We start from the raw sequence: 23,974 nt of genomic DNA, 5'->3' as shown, positions 1-23,974 counted from the left end.
TTGACAAAAGCTTACGCTTTGACAAACAACCCGCGGCTGATAAAACCATCCATTAAAAAGTAAAATTTTTCTTGCAGCATTTTGTGCTGTTCATCTTTGAAAATATTGACTGCTTTTAATCCATTGGCTGTCGTGATCGACATCTTGAAGGTTTGCAGATCTTTTGCAACAGTGATTTTTAATTTAAAGCCTTCTTTGCTTTGGGGTGTTGCTTCAAGGCCACGAATCAATTGGAAGTTGCCGCCGTTCGTTTCTGTAAAGCCATTATCCCGCAACGTATATTTTTTTGCTTCAGGAGCAATGCGGTATTGGGTTGCTGCGCCTAAAACGGTTGCTGTTGTTTCAAATGCCATGTTCTTCACCTCTTTAACATCATTTCTTTCATTATAAATAGTTTTCAGCGAGATTGCTAGCTGTTCTCCTACTTTTTCGTTGCTAAGACAGTTTCTGCTAATAGCTGAGCAAATGCTTCGATTTCCGCCAATGTGTTGCCATAGCCAAAGCTGACTCTGACCGATTCCCGGATAGCTGGATGCTCTTTGCCCACCATCGCTTCTAGCACATGGGAGGGTTCCACATTGCCCGCCGTACAAGCGCTGCCTGTCGAGATGGCGGCCCCTTTTAAGTCCAATTTCATCAGTAACAAGTCACTGCTGACCCCTGGGAAACGCAGATTCAAAATATGCGGCAATTTGTGTGCTGGGTCACCATTCAACTGAACATCGATGCCTTGTGCTGCTAAGGTCTCCATCAGTACATCGGCAAACGTTTGATATTGTTCTGCCGCTGCTTGCTGTGCTTCGGGGGTATGCAAAGAAGCTGCTTTGGCCATCCCCGTGATGGCTGCCAAGTTTTCCGTCCCTGCTCGCCGTTTTTCTTCTTGTTCGCCACCATGGAGTAGCGAAGGTAGCGACAAGCCATCTCGTTTATACAAAAAACCGATCCCTTTTGGTCCATTGATTTTGTGAGCGGAAATGCTTAAGAGATCAATGCTATTTTCATTGATTTCAAGCGGGATCTTGCCATAAGCTTGCACGGCATCGGTATGAAAAACGGCGGGATGCTCCCGTAAAAGGGCGCCAATTTCTGCAATCGGTAGCAAATTGCCCGTTTCATTGTTTGCCGTCATTATGGATACTAAAATCGTATCGGGACGTAAGGCAGCCTCAACTTCACTGACGGCCAATTGCCCCTTTTGATCTACGGGCAAATAGGTCACCTCAAAGCCTGAGCCTTCTAAATAGCGCATACTCTCAATGACCGCCGGATGTTCGATCTGGGTCGTAATGATATGTTTGCCTTGTGCTTGTTTGCTAAGGGCTGTACCGATGATCGCTGTATTATCGCTTTCGGTACCTCCACTGTTAAAAATGATCTCATGTTCCTTGACCCCTAGCTGCTGAGCGATCGCTTGACGAGCCAATTCTAATTGGGTGTGGGCGTCTCGACCATAATGATGAATGCTTGATGGATTGCCAAAAAATGTCTGCATCGTTTCACTCATCACTTTGATCACTTCTGGGTGCAGCGGTGTCGTTGCTGCATGATCTAAGTAAACCATTCTTTTCACCTATCCTTCATTACTGCCATTATAACAAATCTTCCTCAGACGTCTATCGTGAGTGTCCATACGAAAAAACCTGTCAGTCAAAAGCGGAAAAATCGCCAATGATGACAGGCAGCTGAACGCGTTCAGCCTTACGAAAAATCAGGAACGTGTGCTGTTTTGCTTGTGCGAATCACGTCACTTACTGATCGTTTTATTTTTTTCCAGGTTCAGAGGCAATGACAGTCAATTCACCAACCAATTCCCATTTCTTGATCGGGTTTGGCAAAATGCAGCTCGTGCCCATTTTTAGTTCATAGGAATGACCGTCGATCATCAACTGCCCATACCCATCGATCACAGTCATCAAGGTATAATCGGCCTTTTGTGCCAACGATAATTTTCCACGTACTTCCCATTCATACACATTGAAAAATGGCGTTTCAAGATAGGTAACGACTGCTGATTGTCCTTGTTTGACTTCACGGATCGATAATTCTGGCGTCCGTGCAGGAATCGTCGTCACATCGATTGATTGTTGGATATGCAGCTCCCGTGTTTGTCCTTGATCATCAGTACGATCATAGTCGTACACCCGATAAGTCGTATCCGAGCTTTGTTGGGTTTCTAAGATCATGATCCCTTTCCCAATGGCGTGGATCGTTCCACTTGGCACATAGAAGAAATCCCCTTTTTTCACAGGGACTTTTGTTAACAAATCATCCCAACGACCCGCTTCGATCATTTCCGCAAGTTCTTCTTTGGTTTGTGCGTGGTGGCCATAAATGATTTCCGCACCTGGTTCGGCATCAATAATGTACCAGCATTCCGTTTTCCCTAATTCCCCTTCATGGGCTAGCCCATACGTGTCATCAGGATGGACCTGAACGGATAGATCATCTTCCGCGTCTAGAATTTTAATTAATAATGGAAAGACTGGTTCGTCTGAATGTCCAAACAGTTCTTGATGGTCTTGCCAAAGATCCGCCAATGTTTTGCCTTTAAACGGACCATTTTCAATGACGCTCACCCCATGAGGATGCGCACTGATCGCCCAATCTTCACCGATTTTGTCACTCGGTAAATCAAAACCAAAAACAGAATGCAGGCGACTGCCGCCCCAAATTTTTTCTTGAAAAACAGGTTTCATAAACAATGGTTCCATAATTGTTCCCCTCTCTAGTTGTTCGTGCATATTATAGCATGAATCCGCTTATTCGGCAGATTCTTTTAAGTAACATTGCAGGATTTCGTCACGATGACCCAAGTAGCTTTCTCGATGATCCACTGGATGGACCCGATTCGATAAGAAAATAAACGCTTTTTTGTTAGGGATATCTACTGCGAGAAACGTGCCTGTATAGCCTGTATGAAATAATTGGTACGGCGCACCCAATAAGTCCCAGCCATAGGTGCGGGGCTTTGTGCTTTCAGGCGTCTGCCTCTGAGCCAGCGCCTGCATCACTTTTTCTGAGAAAAACGGCGCACCTTGCTGCTGACCATTTGCCAATAACAGTTGAACGAACAGCGTCAAATCATCCACGGTAGAAAACAACCCGGCGTTGCCGGCATGGTTTCCCAGCACTCGTGCTTTTGGGTCATGGGTGATTCCTCTAAGGATACTGTCGTCTGGCTGCTGCTGGGTAGGCACGATCAATGGCAGCTGTGAAGGAGGAAAAGGCGGAAAGCCGCTGTTCTTCATGCCTAAAGGCGTCAAGACTTCTTCTTGAAAAATCTCGGTCACTGGTTTTTGATACAGCTCCTCCAATAAAAAGCCCAGCAAAATCGTCCCAGTATCCGTATAGCTGACCGTTTGACCGATCGTATCACTGCTTTCAAGCTGCAAATACGCCTTGCGCAAGGCAGCAGCATCCAACTGGTCTCGATGAGGAATCCACGTGTTGATGGCTGCCGTATGCGTCAGCAAGTGCTTGATCGTTACCCGATCGTCTTTAAACGCTGGCAACCAACGAGTAAGCGGCGCCTCCATCTCGATTTTTCCTTGATCCCACAATTTTAACAGAACACTCGTTGTACAAACGACTTTCGTCAATGAGGCTAAATCAAACAAATGATCTTTCGTCATAGGTTCGGTTTTCGGAAGAAGCGCTGCCTGTCCGAATACCTGGGTCTCTTGGGTTTCACCAGCGATAAAACGCAGCACCGCTCCTGGGAAAACGGTCGGCATTTTTTCTTGAATGAGCTGTACTGTTTTTGGGTACATTGTCATCGTTCCATACTCGCTCCTTTCAGGCTTGTCTTGCTTCTAACTTTAGCACTTTTCGCCAATGAAAAAAACTACCCATTAAGGATAGTTTTCAGATTTTTTTCTAATCAGTATTACATAGATTACTCATCGGCTGGTGCAGCTTTTGCTTGCGCCTTTTGGACGATTCTCAAATAACTGTAACACGCACATTGACTACCTAGTCCCCCTACGATCAATCCCGCGAGTAAGGGATTGATCAAGACGAGCAGTAAAGCGAGGCCACTCAACAGCCCTAGCAACATCAGTGTCTGCAACGGTGCCCAAAAGATGATGAAAAAGCTTTTGATCAAGGCGAGCCGCATGGGTGCCGCCAAATGCACACTGTCGCAGATAAAATACAGCAACCACACGAGTAAAATGATACTTAAAAACAAATAGCCGACAGCCAATAAGGGCAACTGAAAGGAATCGATTTGGCGATAAGAGCCTAACAGCAGCAAAGCGAGACTACCGAAAAAGAGACCTGCGGCAACACTGCGCCGATAATTTTCCCGATAGAGCCGCCAAAAGGTCCCTCCGATGGCCTGTCGTGGTTCTTGATAGTACAACCAGCGCCGCATGACCCCAAATAAAGCAAAGGTCGCTGGCAAAAGAATGCTAGGAAAACTAATGATCAAACCAACCAAAGAGAAAAGAAACTGACGAGGAGAGCTGGGGAAAATCAGCCCCAAAGCTAGCAATAGAACGGGCAGATTGAACAGTAACCAGTAGCCATTCAAAAGCAACATACTAGCTATCGCTTGACTGGCACCATACCAACGATACCATCGTTCATTTCCCATCAGTCCGCCTCCTTTCTCTAATCAGCTGATTTACCCTCTAGCGGGCTAAGTTTTGTAGATTTTGCTGCCATTTCTCTGTTTGATAATCCAGCAACTCTTGATAGCCCGCTGCTTGTGCTTGGGCTTCCGCCTCAGCAAAGATGGCACGCACTTCTTCATCGCTGTCAGCAAAGATCGCTGAAGCATTGGCTTCTTCAAAAATATCGTTGATCCGTTGCTGAATGATTCCTTCTGGTGAGTCTGGCATCGGGTTGATCGCCGCAAATTCCGTGTCGTCTTTTTGCGTGTCCCAAGTGATGGCATGCTGCCATTTCGTTGCCCAGTTCATTTGATCTTCTGGAAGATTTAACTCAAATTTTGTTTTGGTATTGTCTAAAAAGGCGGAGTTGCCGTTCCATTGGAAACTTGAAGTTGCTTGCTCGATCTCCGAAACGCCTGCACTGTCTTCTGCATAGGCATCCGTAAATTTCGTATAGCCTTCTTCATCAAAGCCATCCCAATACTGGCCTTCTGGACCAAACATCAAGATCGATTGGCCCAACGGTCCTGTCAACCAATCTAAGAAGGCAAAGACTTTTTCTGGGTCTTCTGCATTTCTAGTAATGACACTGACATTCCACCCTAGCATTTCATAGGAACCTGGGAAAATATTGTCAGGATCTAGTCCTGGTTTAGCAATTGGTTCGATATAGAAATACCCCGCATCTGGGTTTTGCTCTTGTAAGATATAGTGGGCATCGCGAGCATGATTCGATGGACTAGCAGCAGCGTAAACTGCTACGCGGCCGCTAGTTACTTTTTCTGCAACCATATCCGCATCTTGGGTCAAGGTATCTTGGGTCATCAAGCGCTCACGGTACAATCTTGACGCATATTCAATCGATTCTACGTAGTTTTCATTGGCAAAGATCGAGGTCAACACGTCGCCTTCAGGAACAGCGCGAATGCGGATATCTGCTGGTGAACGCCCTTCTGCAAAGGCGGAGTATAAGACATTGATCCCTTGTCCGCTGACATCTGTTTCAAATGGAATAACATCAGGAAACTCTGTTTGAACTTCTTTCAAATACTCATAAAGATCATCGGTTGTTTTCAATTCTGGCGCACCTAAAGCATCATGGATCTCTTTATTGACGACATAACCCGCATTCCCGAAAGGCTCCGAGCTATACCAGTTGGGAAACTGATAAAGTTTGCCGTCTTCTGAACGAAGCATGTTCAGGATGTCTTCTCCCGCCCATTCTTTCAAGTTCGGATACTTATCCAAGTAATCATCAAATGGCACTAAGGCACCCGCTTCTCGCAGCCGTTCCACATCCGACCCTCGATCAAGCCAAATAAAATCAGGTAGATCATCGCCAGCGATCATTGTGCTTAGCCGCTGTGCTGCATTCCCGCCACCATCGATTGCGCGAATATCTACCTTGGTCAGTTCTTTGATAGCAGCAGTTGCTGGATCATCTCCCCAACGATCCATCGTGTACCAATCATAATTACCAAACATCGTGATCTCCAACGGTTCACTACCTAATTCAAAGACCTCCGAACTGTCACGGTCATTCGCTGCCGCCCCATCACTTTCTTTTGTCCCTGACTCACTGCCGCAAGCAGCCAGTAAGAGACTCATCGCAGTCACTGACAGCACGCCTTTTAATACCTTTGCTTTCATTCTTTTATCCCCTTTCAACGTTTCGTTCCTTCTCTCCTCTAATCAAGAGAGTTCCTCCTGCTCTGCTAATCTTTCAACGAACCAATCAATACACCTTTTACAAAATACTTTTGGACAAACGGATAAACCATTACGATCGGCAAAGTCGCCACCATCATGATCGCCATCGACAAGGATTTTCCTGTGACACCAGTCATTTCCGCCAAACGTGCTGCTGAGCCAGAATCAATTTGACTCATTTGCGAACTCACCGTGTTCGAATTCAAGACTCGTTGCAAAAAGGTCTGCAAGGGAATCAGATGATCTGAAGTAATGTAGATGCTTGGCATAAACCAATCATTCCAATGCCCAACGGCGGTAAATAGCGACAAAGTGGCAATGACTGGACCTGATAACGGCAAAATGATTCGGAAAAACGTGCCCCAATAACCACAACCATCAATTTTCGCTGAATCTTCCAATCCTTTCGGCAGTTGCTGAAAGAACGTACGGAAGATGATCATATTCCAAACACTGATCAGACCAGGAATGATCATTACCCAAAAAGAATCCATCAGTCCAAGTGAACGTACCACTAAAAAAGTTGGAATCAAGCCGCCGCTGAAGAACATCGTGAGGATGAAAAAAATCGTAATAAATTTTCGCCCTATCAGTTCTCTTTTTGACATTCCATATGCTGCCATCGCTGTCAGCATGATCGATGAAAACGTCCCGATCACTGTCCGTAAGACACTGATGAAAAAGGCATTCATCAAGCGCTGATCTTGAAAGACGATCTGATAGTTTTCCAACGTAAATTCTCTTGGCCAAAACGTGATCCCACCGGTCACCGTGTCACGTCCAGAATTAAAGGAAATCACCAGTGAATTCCAGAAGGGATAAAATGTCAAGAATGCAAGCGTTATCAAGAAAAGGTAGATAAAAATCATCATCGCTTGGTCGCCCCAATTTTTCTTCATTGTTCATTTCCTCCTCTGCTGATTACCATAAGCTGTGACCCACTTTGCGTGCGAAAAAGTTTGCTCCGCTCAAAAGAGTGACACTAATGACTGCTTTGAACAAACCAACAGCTGTTGCGTATGAATATTGAGAGTTGCTGATCCCTACCCGATACACATAGGTATCAATGACATCCGCCACATTTCTAAGAGCTGGATTGCTCCCCAGTAAAAGCAAATCTTCAAAGCCCGCATTCAACAAGTTGCCAATTTCTAAGATCAAGAAGATCGTAATGATTGGAACGATCGAAGGCAACGTGATCAAAAAAACTTGCTGAAATTTCGTCGCACCATCTAAGGATGCTGCTTCATACAACTGCGGATCGATCCCAGCAATGGCTGCCATATAGACGATCGAGCCAAAGCCAATCGATTTCCAAAGATTTGTCGTAACGATGATCGTCCAGAAATAGCGAGGGATCGATAAAAAGTTGATTGGTTCATCGATCAGGTTTAAACTTTCCAAAGCAATATTTAAACTACCGTTATCCATCGATAAAATCGACATCGTAAACCCCGCCACGATCACCCATGATAAAAAGTGCGGGAGATAAGTAATCGTCTGCACCACACGTTTGAATGCAACGTTCTTGACCTCGTTAAGCATCAACGCCAGCAAAATCGGTGCTGGAAAACAAATAGCAATCTTTAGCACACTGATCATAATGGTATTCCGTAAAATTTCCCAAAAACGTGGTTCACTAAAAAAGCGCCGAAAATTATCAAAGCCGATCCATGGACTGCCTGTCATACCTTCAAAAATATTGTACTGTTGAAATGCCATCAAAATCCCGTACATTGGGATATAGCTAAAAATGCCTACCAGTAAGATCGCCGGCAGTACCATCATCTGCAGATCCCACTGAGCAAAATATCGGTGTATCCACTTTTTTTCCATCACATCTACTCCTTGTCTTCCCGTTACTGCTCACCACCAAAAGAAACCGCATACATTAATAACAACAAATAACCTCTGCGTCCAGAGCCATCGAATCTCGATTCTTTTTTATTATAAATTAAGAATAACCACAATTCAATATAATGTTTGCGATTTTTGAATCATAATGGCTATTATATTAAGTTTTAAGACAGGCGTTTCAAATATTAAATAACTAAATAAGAAATTCAAAATAGATTGGACCTGTTCTACTAATGCAGATAAACTACCGTTTTTTCAATGATTGGTCTTCGAATCGATGTAACAGTTTTTTACACTCTTTCGTGCGAAATAAAAACAAAAGTTTCTTTTTTTGACAAAAAAAAGAAAAAGCAGAGAATCGCCCTCTCTGCTTTTTCTTTCATAATCTATTATTTTTTAACGATAAACCACCATTCGATACCGATCGCATCGTAGGTCGTCAACAATTGCCGTTTTTTGTCGATGAAAAACTCTTGATTCTTCTCAGACAAGTGTTTTTCCAATGTATCGATATCTTCTTGACTGATGGAGATTTTCAAGAAGTCTAAGCCAAGCACCTCATGGGTCGGTAAATCGATCGTACCACCTTGTGCTTCCGTCAAGCCAACTTGGAAGTCACCATCATTGAGGATAAATTCCTTCGTTTCGGCTTCTTTTGTTTTCAAGCCTAAGCTTTCTTCTAAGAAAAGCTGCTCTTTGGCTAGATTACTGACGTTTAAATACAGCTTGCCAAAATGAGCTTCTTTTGATAAGCCAGCCGCTTTTGCAGGTGCCGCTTTGATCAATTCTGCTTCGTCTTTTGGTACCGCAGTTCCTGCGGGTGCTGTAAATAAGACTTCGATTTTGTTTCCTTCTGGATCAGCTATCAGGAAGCCTAATTGATTCGCTTCATAACGAGCTACTTCGAAAGCAATCGCTTTTTGTTGGGCATTGCTCGCGATAGTTGCCGCTTCTTCTAGCGAGGATACGGCTAAAACGATGCGCTGCATCTTTTTGATCTCACCGAAATGGTCGTTGGCACGCGGGCTTTCTTCCAACCATAAAACTTCTCTATCTAATCCTTTTAGACCAAAGATGGCCAACTCATTTTCTTCTCTTTTCAGCTCAAAGCCAAGTACATCGCGATAAAAGGCAATCGCTTGATCGCGGTCTTTTACCCGAATTGCAACAGTCAGCAACTTCGTACTGCTCCCCAATAAGAAATCTGTCATTGTTTCTCCCCCTACTTACATATGTACTCATTGTACTGATAAAACGAAATTCTAGCAAATGAAATCCCTATCTCTTTTATTCTTTTTTTAGAGAAAATAAGAAGAAACGCACAGAAAAGTCAGAATTTTGCATTTTTATGAGTAGAGAGGAGGCGCTTGGGTGTCGCTAATGGCTTCAACTACAGCCAGCTGCTGCTGGACTTGCCGCGAGGATCTGGGTTCCTAAACGATCGATCCGATCGGTGATACAAACGGCAGCTACCCCTGCTTTTAAGGCTTTCTGAGCACTTTTTAGTTTTGGCAGCATGCCGCCCGTGACTACTTCTTCGGCGATCAGTTGGGGGATCTCCTCAAAAGAAACAGCCGACAACCACTTGCTTTCTTGCTTGATCCCAGGGACATCCGTCAACAAATACAGTTTTTCGGCTTGTAAGCTGGCTGCGACCTGACAAGCCACTTCATCCGCGTTGATGTTCAACCATTGCCCCTCTGGCGTAATTCCTAGTGGGGCCAAGATCGGGACATGTTTTTTCTCTGTCAAGAGCTGCAAGAAGGCGGCGTTGATTCGCTGAACTTTCCCTACTTGCCCTAATTTCTCCTCATCGATAACTTCTCCTTGGATCAGCTGATCACAGCCAGCATTCAGTCCCACGGCATGGAAGCCAGCTTGCTGGAAAGCAGTCGTAATCAGCGGTTGAACTTGTCCCAAAAGGACCATTCTAGTCACTTCAAGCGTCTGGGGATCGGTCACCCGCAAGCCGTCTTTGATTTTGACTGTCAACGCCATTTTCTCCATCATTTCTGAGATGTAGTGACCACCGCCATGGACGATGACCACTTTTTTGCCCGCAGCTTGCCAATCTGCTATCGTCTCAAAGAATGACGGGGTTAAATTTTCTGAGGCGACACCGCCGATTTTTACTACGATCGTTTCCATCTACTCGCTCCTTTTTGTCTAGTACCTGATTTGTTTCAGGTATGATATAGTGCGTTGATTTTCACATAGTCATACGTCAGATCACAGCCCCAAGCGGTGCCAACACCTGCCCCTTCTTTCAGCTCAACAGCGACTTTGACTTCATTTTCCGCCAACTGTTCTTGCATGATGGTTTCGTCAAAAGCTACCGGCGTCCCTTGGACAAAGACGGGAATGTCGGCTAATGCGATCGATACCGTTGCTGGATCGATGGGTTGCCCACTATAACCCACTGCACATAAGATACGCCCCCAGTTTGGGTCTTTGCCAAAGAGGGCTGTTTTGACCAGCGGCGAACCGACGATGGTTTTGCTGATCATGCGGGCTGCTTCATCGGTCACAGCTCCACTCGTGTGAGCTTCGATCAATTTGCTGGCGCCTTCTCCGTCCTTCGCAATTGCTTTGGCTAAGGCGGTCAGAACTGCTTTAAGCATCCCTTTAAACTCATGATAAGCTGGCGTATCGGCTTCGATCGTTGGATTTTTGGCTAACCCGTTGGCTAAAACTAACACCATATCATTGGTAGATGTATCACCATCGACCGTGATTTGATTAAAGGTGACATCGGTCAACTCTTTCAGCAGTGTTTGCAAGAGTGCTGACGAGATCGCTGCATCCGTCGTAACAAAGGCCAGCATCGTGGCCATATTAGGATGGATCATACCAGACCCTTTGGCACAGCCCGCAACAGTCACCGTTTTGTCAGCGATCGTTGATTGGATGACACTGCTTTTTTCAGTCAGATCCGTCGTCAAAATTGCTCTTTGAAATCGGTGGGCATCCCCTTGCCTGTTTAGTTGCTGAATCCCTGCCGTGATTTTTTCCATCGGTAAGCTCTTACCAATGATCCCGGTGGAGGCTACCGCAAAGGCTTCGGGACTCGTATGCAGCTGGGCTGCTGCCAATTCTGCCATCTCTTGTGCATCTTTTAAACCTTGCTCCCCGGTACAAGCATTGGCATTGCCCGCATTGACGATCACGCCTTGCAAGGTGCCTGCTTGCATTTTTTCCTTTGTAACGAGAATGGGTGCCGCTTGTACTTGATTGGTGGTAAAGACTGCCGCAGCACTGGCTGGCACTTCAGAGACGATCCAACCAAGATCGACTTTCTCTTTCTTCAGACCGCAATGCAGACCGTCGGCAAAAAAACCTTTGGGGGTTGCGATCGTTCCTTCGATTTCTTTCATTTTCTTTCCTCCTACTGTCACCTTTTTGCGGATTGTCCACTGGCTGACACGAGTATCCTCACGCGTCTGTTGGCTATTTTATGGATATAACGGTGCTTGCATAAGACCAGTCGTTTCTGGTATCTTTGCCCATCGATTGAAGTTTTGGATCGCTTGGCCAGCAGCCCCTTTGCCTAAATTATCGATCACTGCGACAACGGTCAACACTTGGGTCAGCGGATTGAAACATAGGCCAATGTCACAAAAATTCGTTCCCGTCACTTGCCGCAGCTCGGGCAGCTTTCCTAACGGTTGCACTCGGACAAACGGATGGTCTTGATACGTTTTTACGTACAGCTCATAGATGTCCTCTTGCGAAATCGCGTCTTTGATAGGCGCATAAAGCGTCATAAAGATCCCTCTTTTGACAGGCAGTAAGCTGGTAGAAAATTGGATCGGCGGCATTGCCTGATCCCATTGCTGAAACTGCTGCATGATCTCAGGAATATGCTGATGCTGATTTGGCTTATACATCGTCATGTTATCCGCAGCGGTTGCAAAGTGACTGCTGTCCGTCAATTTCTTACCAGCACCCGACAAACCCGACTTGCCATCAAAAATCAACGTACCGCTGAATAGTTTTTGCTGAACCAACGGCGCAGCAGCTAAAATGGCAGCAGTCGCATAACAGCCTGGATTGGCGATCAAATTGCCAGGAGTCGTTGCAAACTCAGGCAGCGAATAGGTCGCGTGTGCCAACAACTCGGCAGGGGCAGCTTCTTGGTGATACCATTTTTGATAGCTATCCCGATCCTTCAATCGCAGATCACCAGAAAGGTCAATCACTGGAAAGTCATTTGCGACAAAAGTCGCTGCGAGTTCTTTGCTGATTCCAGCAGGAGTCGCAAAAAACACGAGTTGATTTTCCTTTTGGATTTTTTCTGCATCAAAAGGTTCGATCAGCTGCTCTGTCAGCCCAACTAGATGAGGATACAAAACTGATGAATTTTCATGCATAGAATGACTATGCAAGGTGCCCACCTCCAATTGGGGATGTTGCTGGATCAAACGAATCAATTCAATTCCGGTATACCCTGTTACACCAACGATTGCTGCCTTCAAACACGTCACTCCTCAAAAGAATTTACTTAAGATTATAAGAAACTCCCATTGCTCTGTCAATGATTATTTATAAAACTATTCAAAATAAATTCGCTGTTATTCGGTTTTTATAAGAAAAAATGCCCAAAAAATCTATTTTTATACAATTATGCTAAGATCGCTTGTAAAATCGCCAAGGCTGCTTTCGTTTCCTCTTGCGAGATCGTTAAGGGTGGCAGCAAGCGCAAAACCTTGGTACCCGCCTTTAATGCGAGGAGGCCTTGGTTCCGCAGTTGAGTCAACACGGATTGCAAGCTTTCCGAATCTGCTAATTCGATACCAATCATCAATCCTTTCCCACGAATCGCCTGCACCTTAGATAGTCCTTGCAATCCGTCGAAAAACTGCTGCTGACGCAATTGAACATTGACTTGAATGTCCTCTTCTTGCAACACACTGCAGACGGCACTAGCAGCGGCCATCGCTAATTTATTGCCACCAAAGGTCGAACCGTGACTACCGGGTCCAAAAGCCGTTTGCAAATGACTTTTGCCTAGCATTGCTCCGACAGGGATCCCGTTACCAAGCCCTTTTGCTACGGTAAAAAGATCAGGTTCAATGCCATATCCTTCAAAAGCAAACAGTGTTCCTGTCCGTCCCATCCCGGTTTGGATCTCATCCACCACCAGCAGTGCTCCCTGCTCCTGACAAAGGGCTGCCACCCCTTGGACCCACGCCACCTCGGCAGGGATCACGCCGCCTTCGCCTTGGATCAATTCTAAAAACACGGCTGCCGTCTGCTCATCTAAAACGGCTTGCAATGCCTCAAGGTCATTAAACGGTACATAAACCATCTCTGGTACCAGCGGACCAAACCCATCGTGAATACTGCTTTGCCCAGTCAAAGACATCGCGCCAAAGGTCCGACCGTGGAAAGATTGTTCAAAACTGATGACTTTGCTACGGCCAGTCGCTTTGCGAGCCAGCTTTAAAGCAGCTTCGTTCGCCTCAGCGCCACTATTGCAAAAATAAGCCAGATACGGCTCGTCTGAGGCGCTCGTTTGATTTTGGGTCAGCTTTTGGGCAACTTCTTCTTGCAGCTGGCTGTCATACAAATTCGGCACATGCCAAATTTGCTCTGCTTGGGTCATCAACGCGGCTTGCACTTTGGGATGCCCATAACCGAGATTAACGACCCCGATGCCGCTTGTTAAATCTAAATATTGGTTCCCTTGCGAATCTACCACATAGCTGCCGTTGCCTTGCTGGATATCGATGGGCAAACGACTGTAATTAGGAAAAAGATGGCTCATTGATTTCACTCCTTGTCTTGGATCATTCGAAATTATGTATTAATATACATTTTTATCTAGATAATTGCAATAAATATTTAAAATAAAGCCATATAAATTCATAAAAAAAAGAAAGCAGTGACAATCACTGCTTTCTTTCAGTCAACCTTTGGCGGTCTGTTTATCATCATTTGGGGAAGAATTTCTTTCATTACAAACAGTGGATCACGCCACTTCTTCTGAAAATTGACTGTTATAAAGGTCTGCATAGAAACCGTTTTGCGCCATCAATTCCTCATGGTTTCCAGTTTCAACAATAGATCCGTGATTCATCACGATGATATTGTCAGCATCACGAATCGTAGAGAGACGGTGAGCAACCACAAAGCTGGTCCGATTTTCTAACAAACGCCCCATTGCTTTCTGGATCAAGATCTCAGTCCGCGTATCGACACTAGAAGTTGCTTCATCCAAAATCAAGACGTCCGGATCCGCTAAGAAGGCGCGGGCGATCGTGATCAGCTGACGTTGACCTTGGGAGATGTTGCTGGCTTCTTCATTCAAGACCGTATCATAGCCTTCTGGCAATTTGCGAACAAAATCATCCACATGGGCAGCCTTCGCCGCAGCAATCACTTGTTCTTTGGTCGCTTTTTCATTTCCATAATGAATGTTGTCATAGATGGAGCCGGTAAACAACCACGTATCTTGCAGCACCATCGAGATATTACTACGCAATTCATCACGAGTCAAGTCTCGGGTATCTCTGCCATCATAACGAATGCTACCGCCAGAAACATCATAAAAACGTTCCAAGAGATTGATCAGCGTGGTTTTCCCAGCGCCGGTTGGTCCTACGATAGCCACCATCTCACCAGCTTTGACATCCAAATTAAAATCGGTCATCAATAATTTGTCTGGGGCATAACCAAATTGAACATGATCGAAACGAACTTTGTATTCACTGTCTTCCACTGGTAAACCAGAAGGCTCATCATTCATTTCTTCTTCATCCAAGACTTCAAAGACCCGTTCGGCAGATGCAACGGTTGATTGGATGGTGTTTAGCAAGCTAGCGATTTGAGTGATCGGTTGAGAGAATTGATTGGTGTATTGCAAGAATGCTTGCACATCCCCTAACGTCATGTTCCCATTGGCCACCTTGATCCCACCAAGGACAGCCACGAAGACATAGCCTAAGTTTTTAATGAAGTTCATCAAGGGCATAATGATCGCTGAAATAAATTGGGCTTTCCAACCAGCAGAATACAGACGGTCATTTTCTTCTTCAAAAACGACTTGATCGGCAGCTTCATGGTTGAAGGTTTTGACTACTGTATGACCGCCGTAAGTTTCTTCGACTTGGTCATTGAGCAATCCTAAACTTTTTTGTTGGGCCGCAAAGAATTTTTGCGATTTTGGTGCGACGATCATCACGACGATCAAGCTTAAAGGAACCGTTGCTAAAGCAATCAAAGTCAGTTGCCAACTGATCGTCAGCATCATCCACAAAACCCCGATAAAGGTCACGACACTCGTAATAAATTGGGTCAAGTTTTGTTGCAGGGTACTTGCGATATTATCCATATCATTGATTGCCCGTGACATGATATCCCCATTTGAGTGAGTATCATAGTAAGAGATCGGCAAGCGGTTCATTTTTTCATCTAAGTCTCGACGCAGCTCATAAACCGTTCGTTGAGAGACACGGGTCATAATAAACTGTTGTAGAAAGTTGAAGACGGCTGAAATCACATACATGCCGATCGCGATCAAAATGATTTGACCAACTTTCTCAAAATCGATAGGAAATTCTGTCACCTGTTGGCCGGCTTGCATCTGCTGCGTACCGATCATGACCCCTTTAAAAATTTCAGTGGTCGCTTCCCCTAAAATTTTCGGTGTTTGGATTTGGAAGATCACGGCTGCGATCGCTAAAACGAAGACGGCAATGATAGCGATGGAGCGTTTCGACATGTACCCGAAAAGCCGTTTGACCGTCCCCCAAAAGTTTTTTGGTTTTGGTCCTTTGGCACCGATGTTACGGCCCGGGCCGCCACCCATTGGTCCGCCACGGTGTTGTGTTGTTGTTTTCTTTTCACTCATGCAAGATCCTCCTCTCTCAATTGTGAAGAAACGATTTCTTGATAGGTTTCATTGTCTGCCATTAATGATTCATGGGTCCCTTTCCCTACGAGTTGTCCTTCATCTAATACTAAGATCGTATCGGCATCCATGACTGTGCTGACCCGTTGGGCAACCACGACCATGATGCTGTCTTGCATGTCGCGTTTCAGCGCTGCTCGTAAGTTTGCATCGGTTTTGAAGTCCAATGCGGAGAAGGAATCATCAAAGACATAGACATCTGCTTGTTTCACTAACGCACGAGCAATCGCTAAACGTTGACGTTGTCCACCAGAGAAGTTGCCGCCGCCTTGTTCTACACGGCTATCTAAGCCATCTGCCAGTTCGGAGACAAAATCTTTGGCTTGGGCGATCTCTAATGCTTGCCAGATTTCTTCGTCTGTCGCATCAGGTTTTCCGTATTTCATATTTTCACGAATGGTACCGGAAAACAGTACCGCTTTTTGCGGAACAAAGCCCACGACTTCTCGTAGATTGTGCTGGGTGATTTCTGCAATATTGACCCCATTGATTTTGATTGCACCAGACTCCACATCGTACAAACGAGGCAAGAGATTGACTAGTGTCGTTTTCCCTGAGCCCGTCCCACCGATGATGGCAACAAAATCACCAGATTTTGCTTGGAAGTCGATATCTTCCAACGCCAATTTCTCAGCGCCTTGGTAGCGATACGCCACATGGTCAAAAGTCAAGGTTGCTTGATCCCCTTGTAAGCTCAATGTCGCTGGTGTTTTTGGATCGAGAATTTCATCTTCTTCATTTAAGACTTCGTTGATCCGGTCAGCTGATGCTTGGGCTCTTGGCACCATCACGAAGATCATGGACAGCATCATAAAGCTGATCAAAATTTGCATCGCATAAGTCATAAACGCAATCAGGTTCCCGACTTCTAAGGTCATTTCGGCAATATAATGACCACCAAACCATGTGATGGCAATGTTCGTTCCACTCATGATCAACGTCATCAAAGGCATCATCAAGGCCACGATGGTATTTACTTTGATCGCGGTGTGGGTGTAATCTTTGTTGGCTTGATCAAAGCGATTCGCTTCATAATCCGTCTTGTCAAATGCCCGAATAACGCGGACCCCCGTCAAGCCTTCACGAAAGACTAAGTTCAAACGGTCAGTTTTCTTTTGCATACTTTTGAATAAAGGAACGGCAAAATACATAATACCGCCAACTAATACTAGCATGATAGGAATAACGACTAAAAAGATTCGTGTTAATTGGGCATCTTTTTGATAGGCCAAGAAGCTCGCCCCAATCAGTGTGATCGGTGCATTGATCATCATACGTAAAAACATTTGCGTCACCATTTGAATTTGGTTGACGTCGTTAGTGGTTCGTGTGATCAATGATGCGGTCCCAAATTTATCGAAAGAACGAGAAGAAAAATTCTCAACTTTTTGGTAAATGTCCGAACGTAGTTTTTGTCCTAATTTTTGTGATTCTCTTGTTGCGAAATACGTATTTCCTAAAGCGGCGATGATACTGATCAATGAAAAGCCGATCATGTAAAAGCCGGTTTTCCAAATGTAATCAATGTCCCCTGTCGCCACCCCATTGTTGATAATATTGGAAGTCAATGTCGGTAGATACAAATCAGAAACGACTTGGATCACCATAAACACCACTGCCATGATTATGGAAATGAGGGATACGCGTTTTATCAGCTTAATCATAGGTTTCCCCTCTTTCTTTTTTTGCGCCCTCTCTTAACCAGCGGACTTTACTGTTGAAATCAGCGATCGCTTCGGCAGGATCATAGTCTGGATCAAATGCTGATTGGCGATAGGCTTCGGCAATCGTCGAAAAGACGGTATGCATCAGCAGCTGGATCAGCATTTTCAACTCATGGTCGTCTTTGACTTTCAATAAATCTTTGTCGACCTCTGACAAAAAGATGGCTTGCTGCTTCTGCCGATCGGCTTTGTGTTCTTGATGCATCTTGTGCTGCATCTCTGGCACGACTTTATGGAAGGAACGATAATCCATACTCATAAATAAATTGCGGTAAAAGTTTGCGTTTTTGCCTTTGAAAACCTCGGCGATCATCCGTGAAAAGTACCATTCGAACCCCGCAAACAGATCCCCGTTTTCATGTTGGATCGATTTCAGCAGATCTCGCTGACTATTTTTTTTCAACGTATGGAAATAATAGTAATAAAGATCTTCTTTGTTTTCGAAGTATTGGTAAAAACTCCCGCGAGGAATCTCGGCATCTTTGATGATGTTGGCGATCGAGGCGTCTTTCAGCGGCAGTCTTGAGAATTCTTTTTTCGCCGCATTTAAGATGCGCTTTTGTTTTTCTGGCGGCAAGTGAAAAAATGTATCGGTCGGCATCACAAGCAACTCCTTTCTAATTTAAAATAAATCACAGCTCTCGATATGACACGATGTCATATGACACTGTGTCATTATACACCCCTCACCAGAGAATGCAAGAATTTAAATTTGACTTTTTTATGAAGGAATCAATTCTGGTCTTTTTATAAAAGGCGTTATTTGAAAAGAAATCACGAGTGAAATTTCTGAAAATAAAAAACCTTCGTTTCCCTGATGGAAAACGAAGGTTGCTATTTTTTCATTCTGCCGATTATAAATAACGATCATTTTTTCTTTCGGCGCCATAAAATCAAGAAAACGATCAGCAGCAGGATAACACCGGCGATCAGTAAGGTATAGCTTGGCGCTTCATTGGTTTTAGGTAATGTTTTTTCACCATCGGCAGTAGCGTTGGCCTCTTTCGAAGAAGTCGTTGTCGCTGTTTCTTGAGCAGTCGTCGATGTTGCCGTCGCTTCTTCAGTCGTACTCGTTTGCGTGCCTGTAGGCAGATACATGGAATCATTTGCCGCTTGAATGATATAAGAGATCCTTCCTGGGACAAAGGCACCTGGATCAACTTGCATCTCTTGTTCCATCTGATTCAAATTGGTCAAAATTGAAATCATCCATTCGTTGGAAACGGCTTGATTCAAATGTAAAAAGACTCCGTCTGCTGGATAGACGACCCTTAAATATTCCTGCAACTGATCCACGACAGGAATCAAGTCAGCAAAACTGGCGTAGCTATTCGCATCAAAAGCCAGTTGCGGCTCAATGGCTTCCCAGGATAACGTCTGATCGACAAACAAGGCACCGATGATTTTTGCCAAGTAAGCAATATCAAAGCCCATCGCATCACTAGAATAACGTAACGCTAGGCGATTGCCATTGGTCAATTCTTCATCTGTCAACTGGTCCAACTGTTCTTGGGTAAATGCGGTCACACTGCCTTCAGTGATCCCTTGGGTTAAGGCGCTACGAAGCGAACTAGGTTCATCGGCTAACGTGTTGATCTCATTGACGTTTTGCGTCCCTGTCTCTGCTTGGATCGAGGCAATAACGGCTTCGGAATCGACTGGCTCTTGATTCTCGTCAGCTGTAGTTTCTGAAGTAGCGGATTGATCCGTTTCTTGGTTTTCATCTGTACTTTCTTGGGCAGAATTTTGAATCTGCTCACTGTCTGTTTGCCCTTCTGATGAAAGCGTCTCGCTAACGGCAACCGGATTGTCACTTCCACTCGTAGCCGTTTCATCTGCATGAACCATCATTGGTGAAAATGCCAGCGTCATTAGTCCGAACCAAATTATTTTTTTCATCGTCATTGCCTCCTCGAATGGGATTTCTCCCTTTGTAACGAAACTGTAACATAAAGGCCTCGTTTCCGCAATCAATTTAGTAACTTCTTAAAAAAAACCTCCATCTTTATCAGATAGAGGTTTTACCATTATTTTATCGTTGCCACATGCATGACTGCTTGACCTGCGTTTGTTTCCGCGATCGGTAACAGTTCAACGTTGGCAGCTTGGTCCATATTGGTGATAATGACAAGCATCTCAGAAGCTTTGCCTTTAGCTGTCAACTGCGCCAAATCGACTTGGGCAACTTGGGTGGCTGGTGTCACGGCTTGGCCTTCCTCCACCAGGATTTCAAAAGGTGCTCCTTGCAATTCCACGGTGTCGACACCCATGTGTAGCAGAATCTCTAGCCCGCTGGCAGTCTTGATCCCCAATGCATGTTTCGTTGGGAAAATCGTCGTGATCGTTCCTGCTGCTGGTGCAAAGATCGCTCCATTGTCTGGCAAGACAAAATACCCGTCGCCCATCATTTTTTGCGAAAATACCGGATCACTTGACGCGCTGATCGATTTTGTCGTACCTGTTGCTACTGCGTATAAGGGTGTATCGATCGTTGTTGCTGATGAATTTGCTGCCGTTTCCTTTGCAGCCGTTTCACTCGTTTCTTTTGGTTGCGGTTGCACAGTGACGGTTGCAGCTGGTTTTGCCTCCTCTGCCTCGCTTTCTTTGACTGCTTCTAAGCGATCTTTAGGAATCCCAAAGAAGTAGGTGGCAACGAAGCCGCCAGCATAGCCTGCTAACAAGCCGAAAATATAACCCATCCAACGGCCGTTGGCAATCAATGGAATCAAAGCTAGCCCTGATGGTCCAATCGCCGTTGCGCCGATATTTGTCAAAGCGCCAATGACCGCACCACCGATCCCACCACCAATACAAGCAGTGATAAATGGTCGACCTAATGGCAATGTCACTCCGTAGATCAATGGTTCGCCGATGCCTAAGATCCCAACTGGCAATGCACCTTTGATCATTTCAGAAAGCTCTTTGTCTTTACGTAGTCGTACCCATAAGGCGAAAGCTGCTCCGACTTGACCGGCCCCAGCCATGGCTAAAATCGGTAATAATTGCGTGCTGCCTGTTGCCTCGATCATTTGGATGTGGATCGGGGTCAAAATTTGATGCAAACCAAACATGACCATTGGTAGGAAGGCCGCCCCTAAGACAAACCCAGAAAACGCACCGCCCACATTCAAGACCCAAGTGATTGAACCGACTAAGCTGTCAGAGATCAGACCTGCCAATGGCATGATCAAGAAAATCTCCGTCAAACCGATGATCAACAAACACAACGTTGGGGTCACGATAATATCGATCGCTTCAGGAATCACTCGATGCAGCACTGCCTCTAATTTCGCCAAAAGCCATACAGCGAAGATCACACCGATGATCCCCCCTTGGTTGGCAGCTAAAGCTTCGCCAGTGAACAAGTTTTGGATCGGGGCTTCTGGGTTCATACCTGTCAGCAAGATGATCGAACCGATCACTCCACCAAGGGTTGGATTGGCTTTAAAGACCTGCGCAGCATTGACCCCAGTAAAGATCGCTAAATAGGTGAACATCCCATTTCTTAGGACGTTTAAAATCATGACATAATAATTCCAAGTGTCTCCATCTAAAGTTCCAGCAGTGATCATGTTGGTCAGAACGGAGGCGATCCCTGCAACGAGTCCTGCACCAACGAAGGCTGGAATCATTGGAACAAAGATATTTGAAATGTCTTTCAGCAGCGACTTCAATGGTGATGATTTTTGTTTGGCTTTTTGGGCTGCTTTCATCTCTGCCGTTTTTTCTGATAACGCCTCTTTGCCTGATTTTTGCTGCGGGATCTCTTGCCCTAAATCAACACCGGCTTTTGCCACCATTGCGTTGGCTACTTTGTTGACTTTCCCTGGTCCGATAATGACTTGCAGCTGCTCGTCATTGACGACACCCATCACACCGGGAATCTCTTTTAACCCTTGTTGATCGACCTTGTCGTGGTCGCGGACGGTCATTCGTACGCGAGTCATACAGTGATTGACTGTTTCTACGTTGTCCATTCCGCCGGCTTCTTGAAAAATCTTCTCCGCTAGCTCTTCTACCGTCAGTGTTTCTTTTGCCATTACTTTTCTCCTCCTAACGCCGTTTTGACAAACCCATGTGCCGTGGCAAGTTTTGCTTGTGCTCCGTCTTTCGTGCTATCCGTCAACAGCATCACGATCGCCAATTTGACATTCTGATCTGCTTCTTCAAATGCCGCGGCGGCTGTTTCATAATCAGCTTCAGTTGCCTGCATGATGATCCGTTTTGAGCGTTCCACCAATTTTTCGTTGGTCGCTTTCACGTCGACCATCAAATTATTGTAGACTTTACCGATCCCTACCATCGATAACGTCGATATCATATTCAAAATCAATTTTTGGGCAGTCCCAGATTTCAAACGAGTCGAACCCGTCAGAAACTCTGGGCCACAATCGACTTCAATTGGAAAGCTGGCATGTTGAGAGATCTCCGCATCTTTGTTACAAGCGATCGTAGCCGTTGTGGCACCAAGCTCATTGGCGTAATCAAGAGCCCCAATCACGTAAGGCGTTCTACCACTGGCAGCGATCCCGATCACCATGTCATTTGGGTTCAACTTCAGATCGACAAGGTCTTGTTTCCCTAGCGTTAAGGAGTCTTCTGCTCCCTCGACAGCAACCGTCATCGCTTCTTCGCCACCGGCGATCAGACCGACCACCATCTCAGGTGATACCCCAAAGGTTGGGACACATTCGGCCGCATCCAAGACGCCTAATCGACCACTTGTCCCAGCGCCAAGATAAATCAAGCGTCCGCCTTTTTTAAAAGCAGCGATAGTTTGTTCAATCACTTTTTCAATACTAGGAATTTCATTTTCCACCGCATAGGCAACTTTTTGATCTTCTTGGTTCATTTTTTGACACGCTTCTAAAATTGTCATTTCATCTAAATTACTCGTTTCGCTATTGCGTCGTTCAGTCGTTAATTTGTCTAAATTGATTTTATTCATTGGAATCATCTCTTTCTAATTTAAATCGCATCCCTGCTTTGATTTGTTGGATCAAAGGCAGATCAGCTGGTATCACCTGAGCGGCGAGGTTGACTTTTGGGTCTGCTGGCAAAGGACGTTTGCACACTTGAATCTCTCCCATATAGCGCAAATACTCTTGGTTATCGATCGTCACAGCACCAATTGTCCGCTCTTGACTAAGTTCAGGTTTGACTTCTGGAATGGCATTGAAACGGGCATCAGCACTGCGCAAGACATCCCGAGCTTCATCGTAACGATTCTGGTGATCCCCTAGTACGTGTTCAAAGTAAGTAGAACCAAGATCTTTGACCCGCAAAACGATCCGCGCTTCTTGCAGATACGTCGCAAACTGCTGCGCACTTTTTGCAGAAACCATCCCATCACCAATGTAAACAGCATCAACTGAGCCAGTAGCCAACAAGTCGATCGCTGCGGCAAAAGGCGACCAGTTGCGGTGTCTTTCCAGTGTGGGTAATCCTTGAAATAACGGTCCGCGTTTCTTGGCATCTCCTGGAACAAAGGCTTGGACGAAAAAGCCTTGTGCTTTCAACCAGCGGTTCTTCTCCTGAAACCAGTCAGCATCCAGTCCTGTTTCTGGTCGGGGGTAATAATTGTGCCAAGCTTCCAAACGAGTAAAATCAGCTCCATACGTCTGCAGCTCTCGAATGTCTTTTTCCGTTAATGTACTGGCATTCAAACTAATGGTCATTTCTTTTGAAAAAGCAGCGATTTGTTGATTGTCGATGGCATAGTCCATTCGTAAACCAGTGACACCGATCTCCCTTAGTTCCGCCAGATTGTCGATGGAAAAGCCCGCTTCTGCTAAGGCGTTTCCAGAAATATCTACCATTAAAGACAGCTGATGGTCTTTTGCGAAACCTCCCAAGTCCGTCAGACGCTGCCGATAGGTACTGCGATCGTCTTCTGGTATGTGCATGGAGGTGAAAATCCCTTTAAAGCCTGATGCCATCGCAGTCATCTGCTCAAGTTCTGCTGCCGTCAAGTCTTCGTTCATAAATACAGAAAAGCCGAACATCTCTTTGCCTCCTTGGTGAGTCACTTTCGTGATACCGTTTTCTATAAAAGCATTATAACTGATTCTCTTCCTGTTCGCAACTATATTTCATAATTAAATCATCAATATAGAAATATCGTTTCATTTAATAAGAAAGCTTTACCGTTTAAA

At 45.2% G+C, this 23,974-nt stretch carries 20 protein-coding genes; all 20 read right to left on the bottom strand.

Annotated elements, in window-relative coordinates; genetic code table 11:
• Positions 1-11: 11 nt before the first annotated feature.
• Complete coding sequence (locus IGJ74_RS01965) at positions 12-353, bottom strand: DUF1831 domain-containing protein (protein WP_005232263.1); 342 nt, start codon at positions 351-353, stop codon at positions 12-14.
• A gap of 68 nt (positions 354-421) precedes the next feature.
• Positions 422-1,561, bottom strand: coding sequence for a cysteine desulfurase family protein (locus IGJ74_RS01960; protein WP_087664818.1), 1,140 nt, complete (start codon positions 1,559-1,561; stop codon positions 422-424).
• 199 nt (positions 1,562-1,760) lie between these two features.
• Complete coding sequence (manA, locus tag IGJ74_RS01955) at positions 1,761-2,714, bottom strand: mannose-6-phosphate isomerase, class I (RefSeq protein ID WP_176257035.1); 954 nt, start codon at positions 2,712-2,714, stop codon at positions 1,761-1,763.
• A gap of 45 nt (positions 2,715-2,759) precedes the next feature.
• Entirely contained in the window at positions 2,760-3,776 is a 1,017-nt protein-coding gene (locus IGJ74_RS01950) for a serine hydrolase domain-containing protein (protein WP_087664817.1), read from the bottom strand.
• A gap of 119 nt (positions 3,777-3,895) precedes the next feature.
• On the bottom strand, positions 3,896-4,597 hold the full coding sequence (locus IGJ74_RS01945; protein WP_087664816.1) for a DUF624 domain-containing protein: 702 nt from the start codon (positions 4,595-4,597) through the stop codon (positions 3,896-3,898).
• Between the two features lie 37 nt (positions 4,598-4,634).
• Positions 4,635-6,266 (bottom strand): extracellular solute-binding protein, encoded by a 1,632-nt coding sequence (locus tag IGJ74_RS01940; RefSeq protein ID WP_086332938.1) that lies wholly within the window; start codon positions 6,264-6,266, stop codon positions 4,635-4,637.
• A gap of 65 nt (positions 6,267-6,331) precedes the next feature.
• On the bottom strand, positions 6,332-7,225 hold the full coding sequence (locus tag IGJ74_RS01935; RefSeq protein WP_005232275.1) for a carbohydrate ABC transporter permease: 894 nt from the start codon (positions 7,223-7,225) through the stop codon (positions 6,332-6,334).
• A gap of 22 nt (positions 7,226-7,247) precedes the next feature.
• Positions 7,248-8,162 carry an ABC transporter permease gene (locus IGJ74_RS01930; RefSeq protein WP_005232278.1) on the bottom strand — a complete coding sequence of 305 codons (915 nt, stop codon included), beginning with the start codon at positions 8,160-8,162 and terminating at the stop codon, positions 7,248-7,250.
• Positions 8,163-8,572: 410 nt separating this feature from the next.
• Positions 8,573-9,394, bottom strand: a complete 822-nt coding sequence (locus tag IGJ74_RS01925; RefSeq protein WP_218193152.1) for a VOC family protein — start codon at positions 9,392-9,394, stop codon at positions 8,573-8,575.
• A gap of 175 nt (positions 9,395-9,569) precedes the next feature.
• On the bottom strand, positions 9,570-10,331 hold the full coding sequence (gene argB, locus IGJ74_RS01920; protein ID WP_087664814.1) for an acetylglutamate kinase: 762 nt from the start codon (positions 10,329-10,331) through the stop codon (positions 9,570-9,572).
• 35 nt (positions 10,332-10,366) lie between these two features.
• Positions 10,367-11,557 carry a bifunctional glutamate N-acetyltransferase/amino-acid acetyltransferase ArgJ gene (gene argJ, locus IGJ74_RS01915; protein ID WP_034872069.1) on the bottom strand — a complete coding sequence of 397 codons (1,191 nt, stop codon included), beginning with the start codon at positions 11,555-11,557 and terminating at the stop codon, positions 10,367-10,369.
• A 78-nt stretch (positions 11,558-11,635) separates the two neighbouring features.
• Complete coding sequence (argC, locus tag IGJ74_RS01910) at positions 11,636-12,658, bottom strand: N-acetyl-gamma-glutamyl-phosphate reductase (RefSeq protein WP_194199309.1); 1,023 nt, start codon at positions 12,656-12,658, stop codon at positions 11,636-11,638.
• A 146-nt stretch (positions 12,659-12,804) separates the two neighbouring features.
• The gene (locus IGJ74_RS01905) at positions 12,805-13,950 is read right to left on the bottom strand and encodes an acetylornithine transaminase (protein ID WP_087664812.1); all 1,146 of its coding nucleotides are present in this window, start codon (positions 13,948-13,950) and stop codon (positions 12,805-12,807) included.
• Between the two features lie 204 nt (positions 13,951-14,154).
• Entirely contained in the window at positions 14,155-16,035 is a 1,881-nt protein-coding gene (locus IGJ74_RS01900; RefSeq protein ID WP_061053672.1) for an ABC transporter ATP-binding protein, read from the bottom strand.
• Positions 16,032-17,759: an ABC transporter ATP-binding protein gene (locus IGJ74_RS01895; RefSeq protein WP_087664811.1), complete on the bottom strand. Its 1,728-nt coding sequence runs from the start codon at positions 17,757-17,759 to the stop codon at positions 16,032-16,034. The genes IGJ74_RS01900 and IGJ74_RS01895 overlap by 4 nt, the downstream gene beginning before the upstream one ends.
• Positions 17,752-18,420: a TetR/AcrR family transcriptional regulator gene (locus IGJ74_RS01890; RefSeq protein ID WP_005232294.1), complete on the bottom strand. Its 669-nt coding sequence runs from the start codon at positions 18,418-18,420 to the stop codon at positions 17,752-17,754. The genes IGJ74_RS01895 and IGJ74_RS01890 overlap by 8 nt, the downstream gene beginning before the upstream one ends.
• 266 nt (positions 18,421-18,686) lie before the next feature.
• Complete coding sequence (locus IGJ74_RS01885; protein ID WP_034872070.1) at positions 18,687-19,718, bottom strand: LPXTG cell wall anchor domain-containing protein; 1,032 nt, start codon at positions 19,716-19,718, stop codon at positions 18,687-18,689.
• Between the two features lie 128 nt (positions 19,719-19,846).
• Positions 19,847-21,859, bottom strand: a complete 2,013-nt coding sequence (locus IGJ74_RS01880) for a glucose PTS transporter subunit IIA (protein WP_087664810.1) — start codon at positions 21,857-21,859, stop codon at positions 19,847-19,849.
• A complete protein-coding gene (gene murQ / locus IGJ74_RS01875; RefSeq protein ID WP_087664809.1) occupies positions 21,859-22,767 on the bottom strand; it encodes an N-acetylmuramic acid 6-phosphate etherase in 909 nt (302 codons plus the stop codon). Before murQ ends, IGJ74_RS01880 begins: the two co-directional genes overlap by 1 nt.
• Positions 22,760-23,824 (bottom strand): DUF871 domain-containing protein, encoded by a 1,065-nt coding sequence (locus IGJ74_RS01870; protein WP_034878114.1) that lies wholly within the window; start codon positions 23,822-23,824, stop codon positions 22,760-22,762. Before IGJ74_RS01870 ends, murQ begins: the two co-directional genes overlap by 8 nt.
• Positions 23,825-23,974: the final 150 nt, after the last annotated feature.

The organism is Enterococcus sp. AZ009 (assembly GCF_050548785.1).
GTDB classification, from domain to species: Bacteria; Bacillota; Bacilli; order Lactobacillales; family Enterococcaceae; genus Enterococcus_D; species Enterococcus_D entomosocium.
This window is presented reverse-complemented; position numbering and strand designations above follow the sequence as displayed.

Coding starts and splice junctions, on each gene's coding strand:
- IGJ74_RS01960 (WP_087664818.1), bottom strand. CDS start 1,561: ATGGTTTACTTAGATCATGCAGCAACGACACCGCTGCACCCAGAAGTG.
- IGJ74_RS01880 (WP_087664810.1), bottom strand. CDS start 21,859: ATGGCAAAAGAAACACTGACGGTAGAAGAGCTAGCGGAGAAGATTTTT.
- IGJ74_RS01870 (WP_034878114.1), bottom strand. CDS start 23,824: ATGTTCGGCTTTTCTGTATTTATGAACGAAGACTTGACGGCAGCAGAA.
- argB (WP_087664814.1), bottom strand. CDS start 10,331: ATGGAAACGATCGTAGTAAAAATCGGCGGTGTCGCCTCAGAAAATTTA.
- IGJ74_RS01935 (WP_005232275.1), bottom strand. CDS start 7,225: ATGAAGAAAAATTGGGGCGACCAAGCGATGATGATTTTTATCTACCTT.
- IGJ74_RS01885 (WP_034872070.1), bottom strand. CDS start 19,718: ATGAAAAAAATAATTTGGTTCGGACTAATGACGCTGGCATTTTCACCA.
- murQ (WP_087664809.1), bottom strand. CDS start 22,767: ATGAATAAAATCAATTTAGACAAATTAACGACTGAACGACGCAATAGC.
- IGJ74_RS01965 (WP_005232263.1), bottom strand. CDS start 353: ATGGCATTTGAAACAACAGCAACCGTTTTAGGCGCAGCAACCCAATAC.
- IGJ74_RS01925 (WP_218193152.1), bottom strand. CDS start 9,394: ATGACAGATTTCTTATTGGGGAGCAGTACGAAGTTGCTGACTGTTGCA.
- IGJ74_RS01930 (WP_005232278.1), bottom strand. CDS start 8,162: ATGGAAAAAAAGTGGATACACCGATATTTTGCTCAGTGGGATCTGCAG.
- IGJ74_RS01900 (WP_061053672.1), bottom strand. CDS start 16,035: ATGAGTGAAAAGAAAACAACAACACAACACCGTGGCGGACCAATGGGT.
- IGJ74_RS01890 (WP_005232294.1), bottom strand. CDS start 18,420: ATGCCGACCGATACATTTTTTCACTTGCCGCCAGAAAAACAAAAGCGC.
- IGJ74_RS01940 (WP_086332938.1), bottom strand. CDS start 6,266: ATGAAAGCAAAGGTATTAAAAGGCGTGCTGTCAGTGACTGCGATGAGT.
- IGJ74_RS01945 (WP_087664816.1), bottom strand. CDS start 4,597: ATGGGAAATGAACGATGGTATCGTTGGTATGGTGCCAGTCAAGCGATA.
- IGJ74_RS01905 (WP_087664812.1), bottom strand. CDS start 13,950: ATGAGCCATCTTTTTCCTAATTACAGTCGTTTGCCCATCGATATCCAG.
- IGJ74_RS01950 (WP_087664817.1), bottom strand. CDS start 3,776: ATGACAATGTACCCAAAAACAGTACAGCTCATTCAAGAAAAAATGCCG.
- IGJ74_RS01895 (WP_087664811.1), bottom strand. CDS start 17,759: ATGATTAAGCTGATAAAACGCGTATCCCTCATTTCCATAATCATGGCA.
- argJ (WP_034872069.1), bottom strand. CDS start 11,557: ATGAAAGAAATCGAAGGAACGATCGCAACCCCCAAAGGTTTTTTTGCC.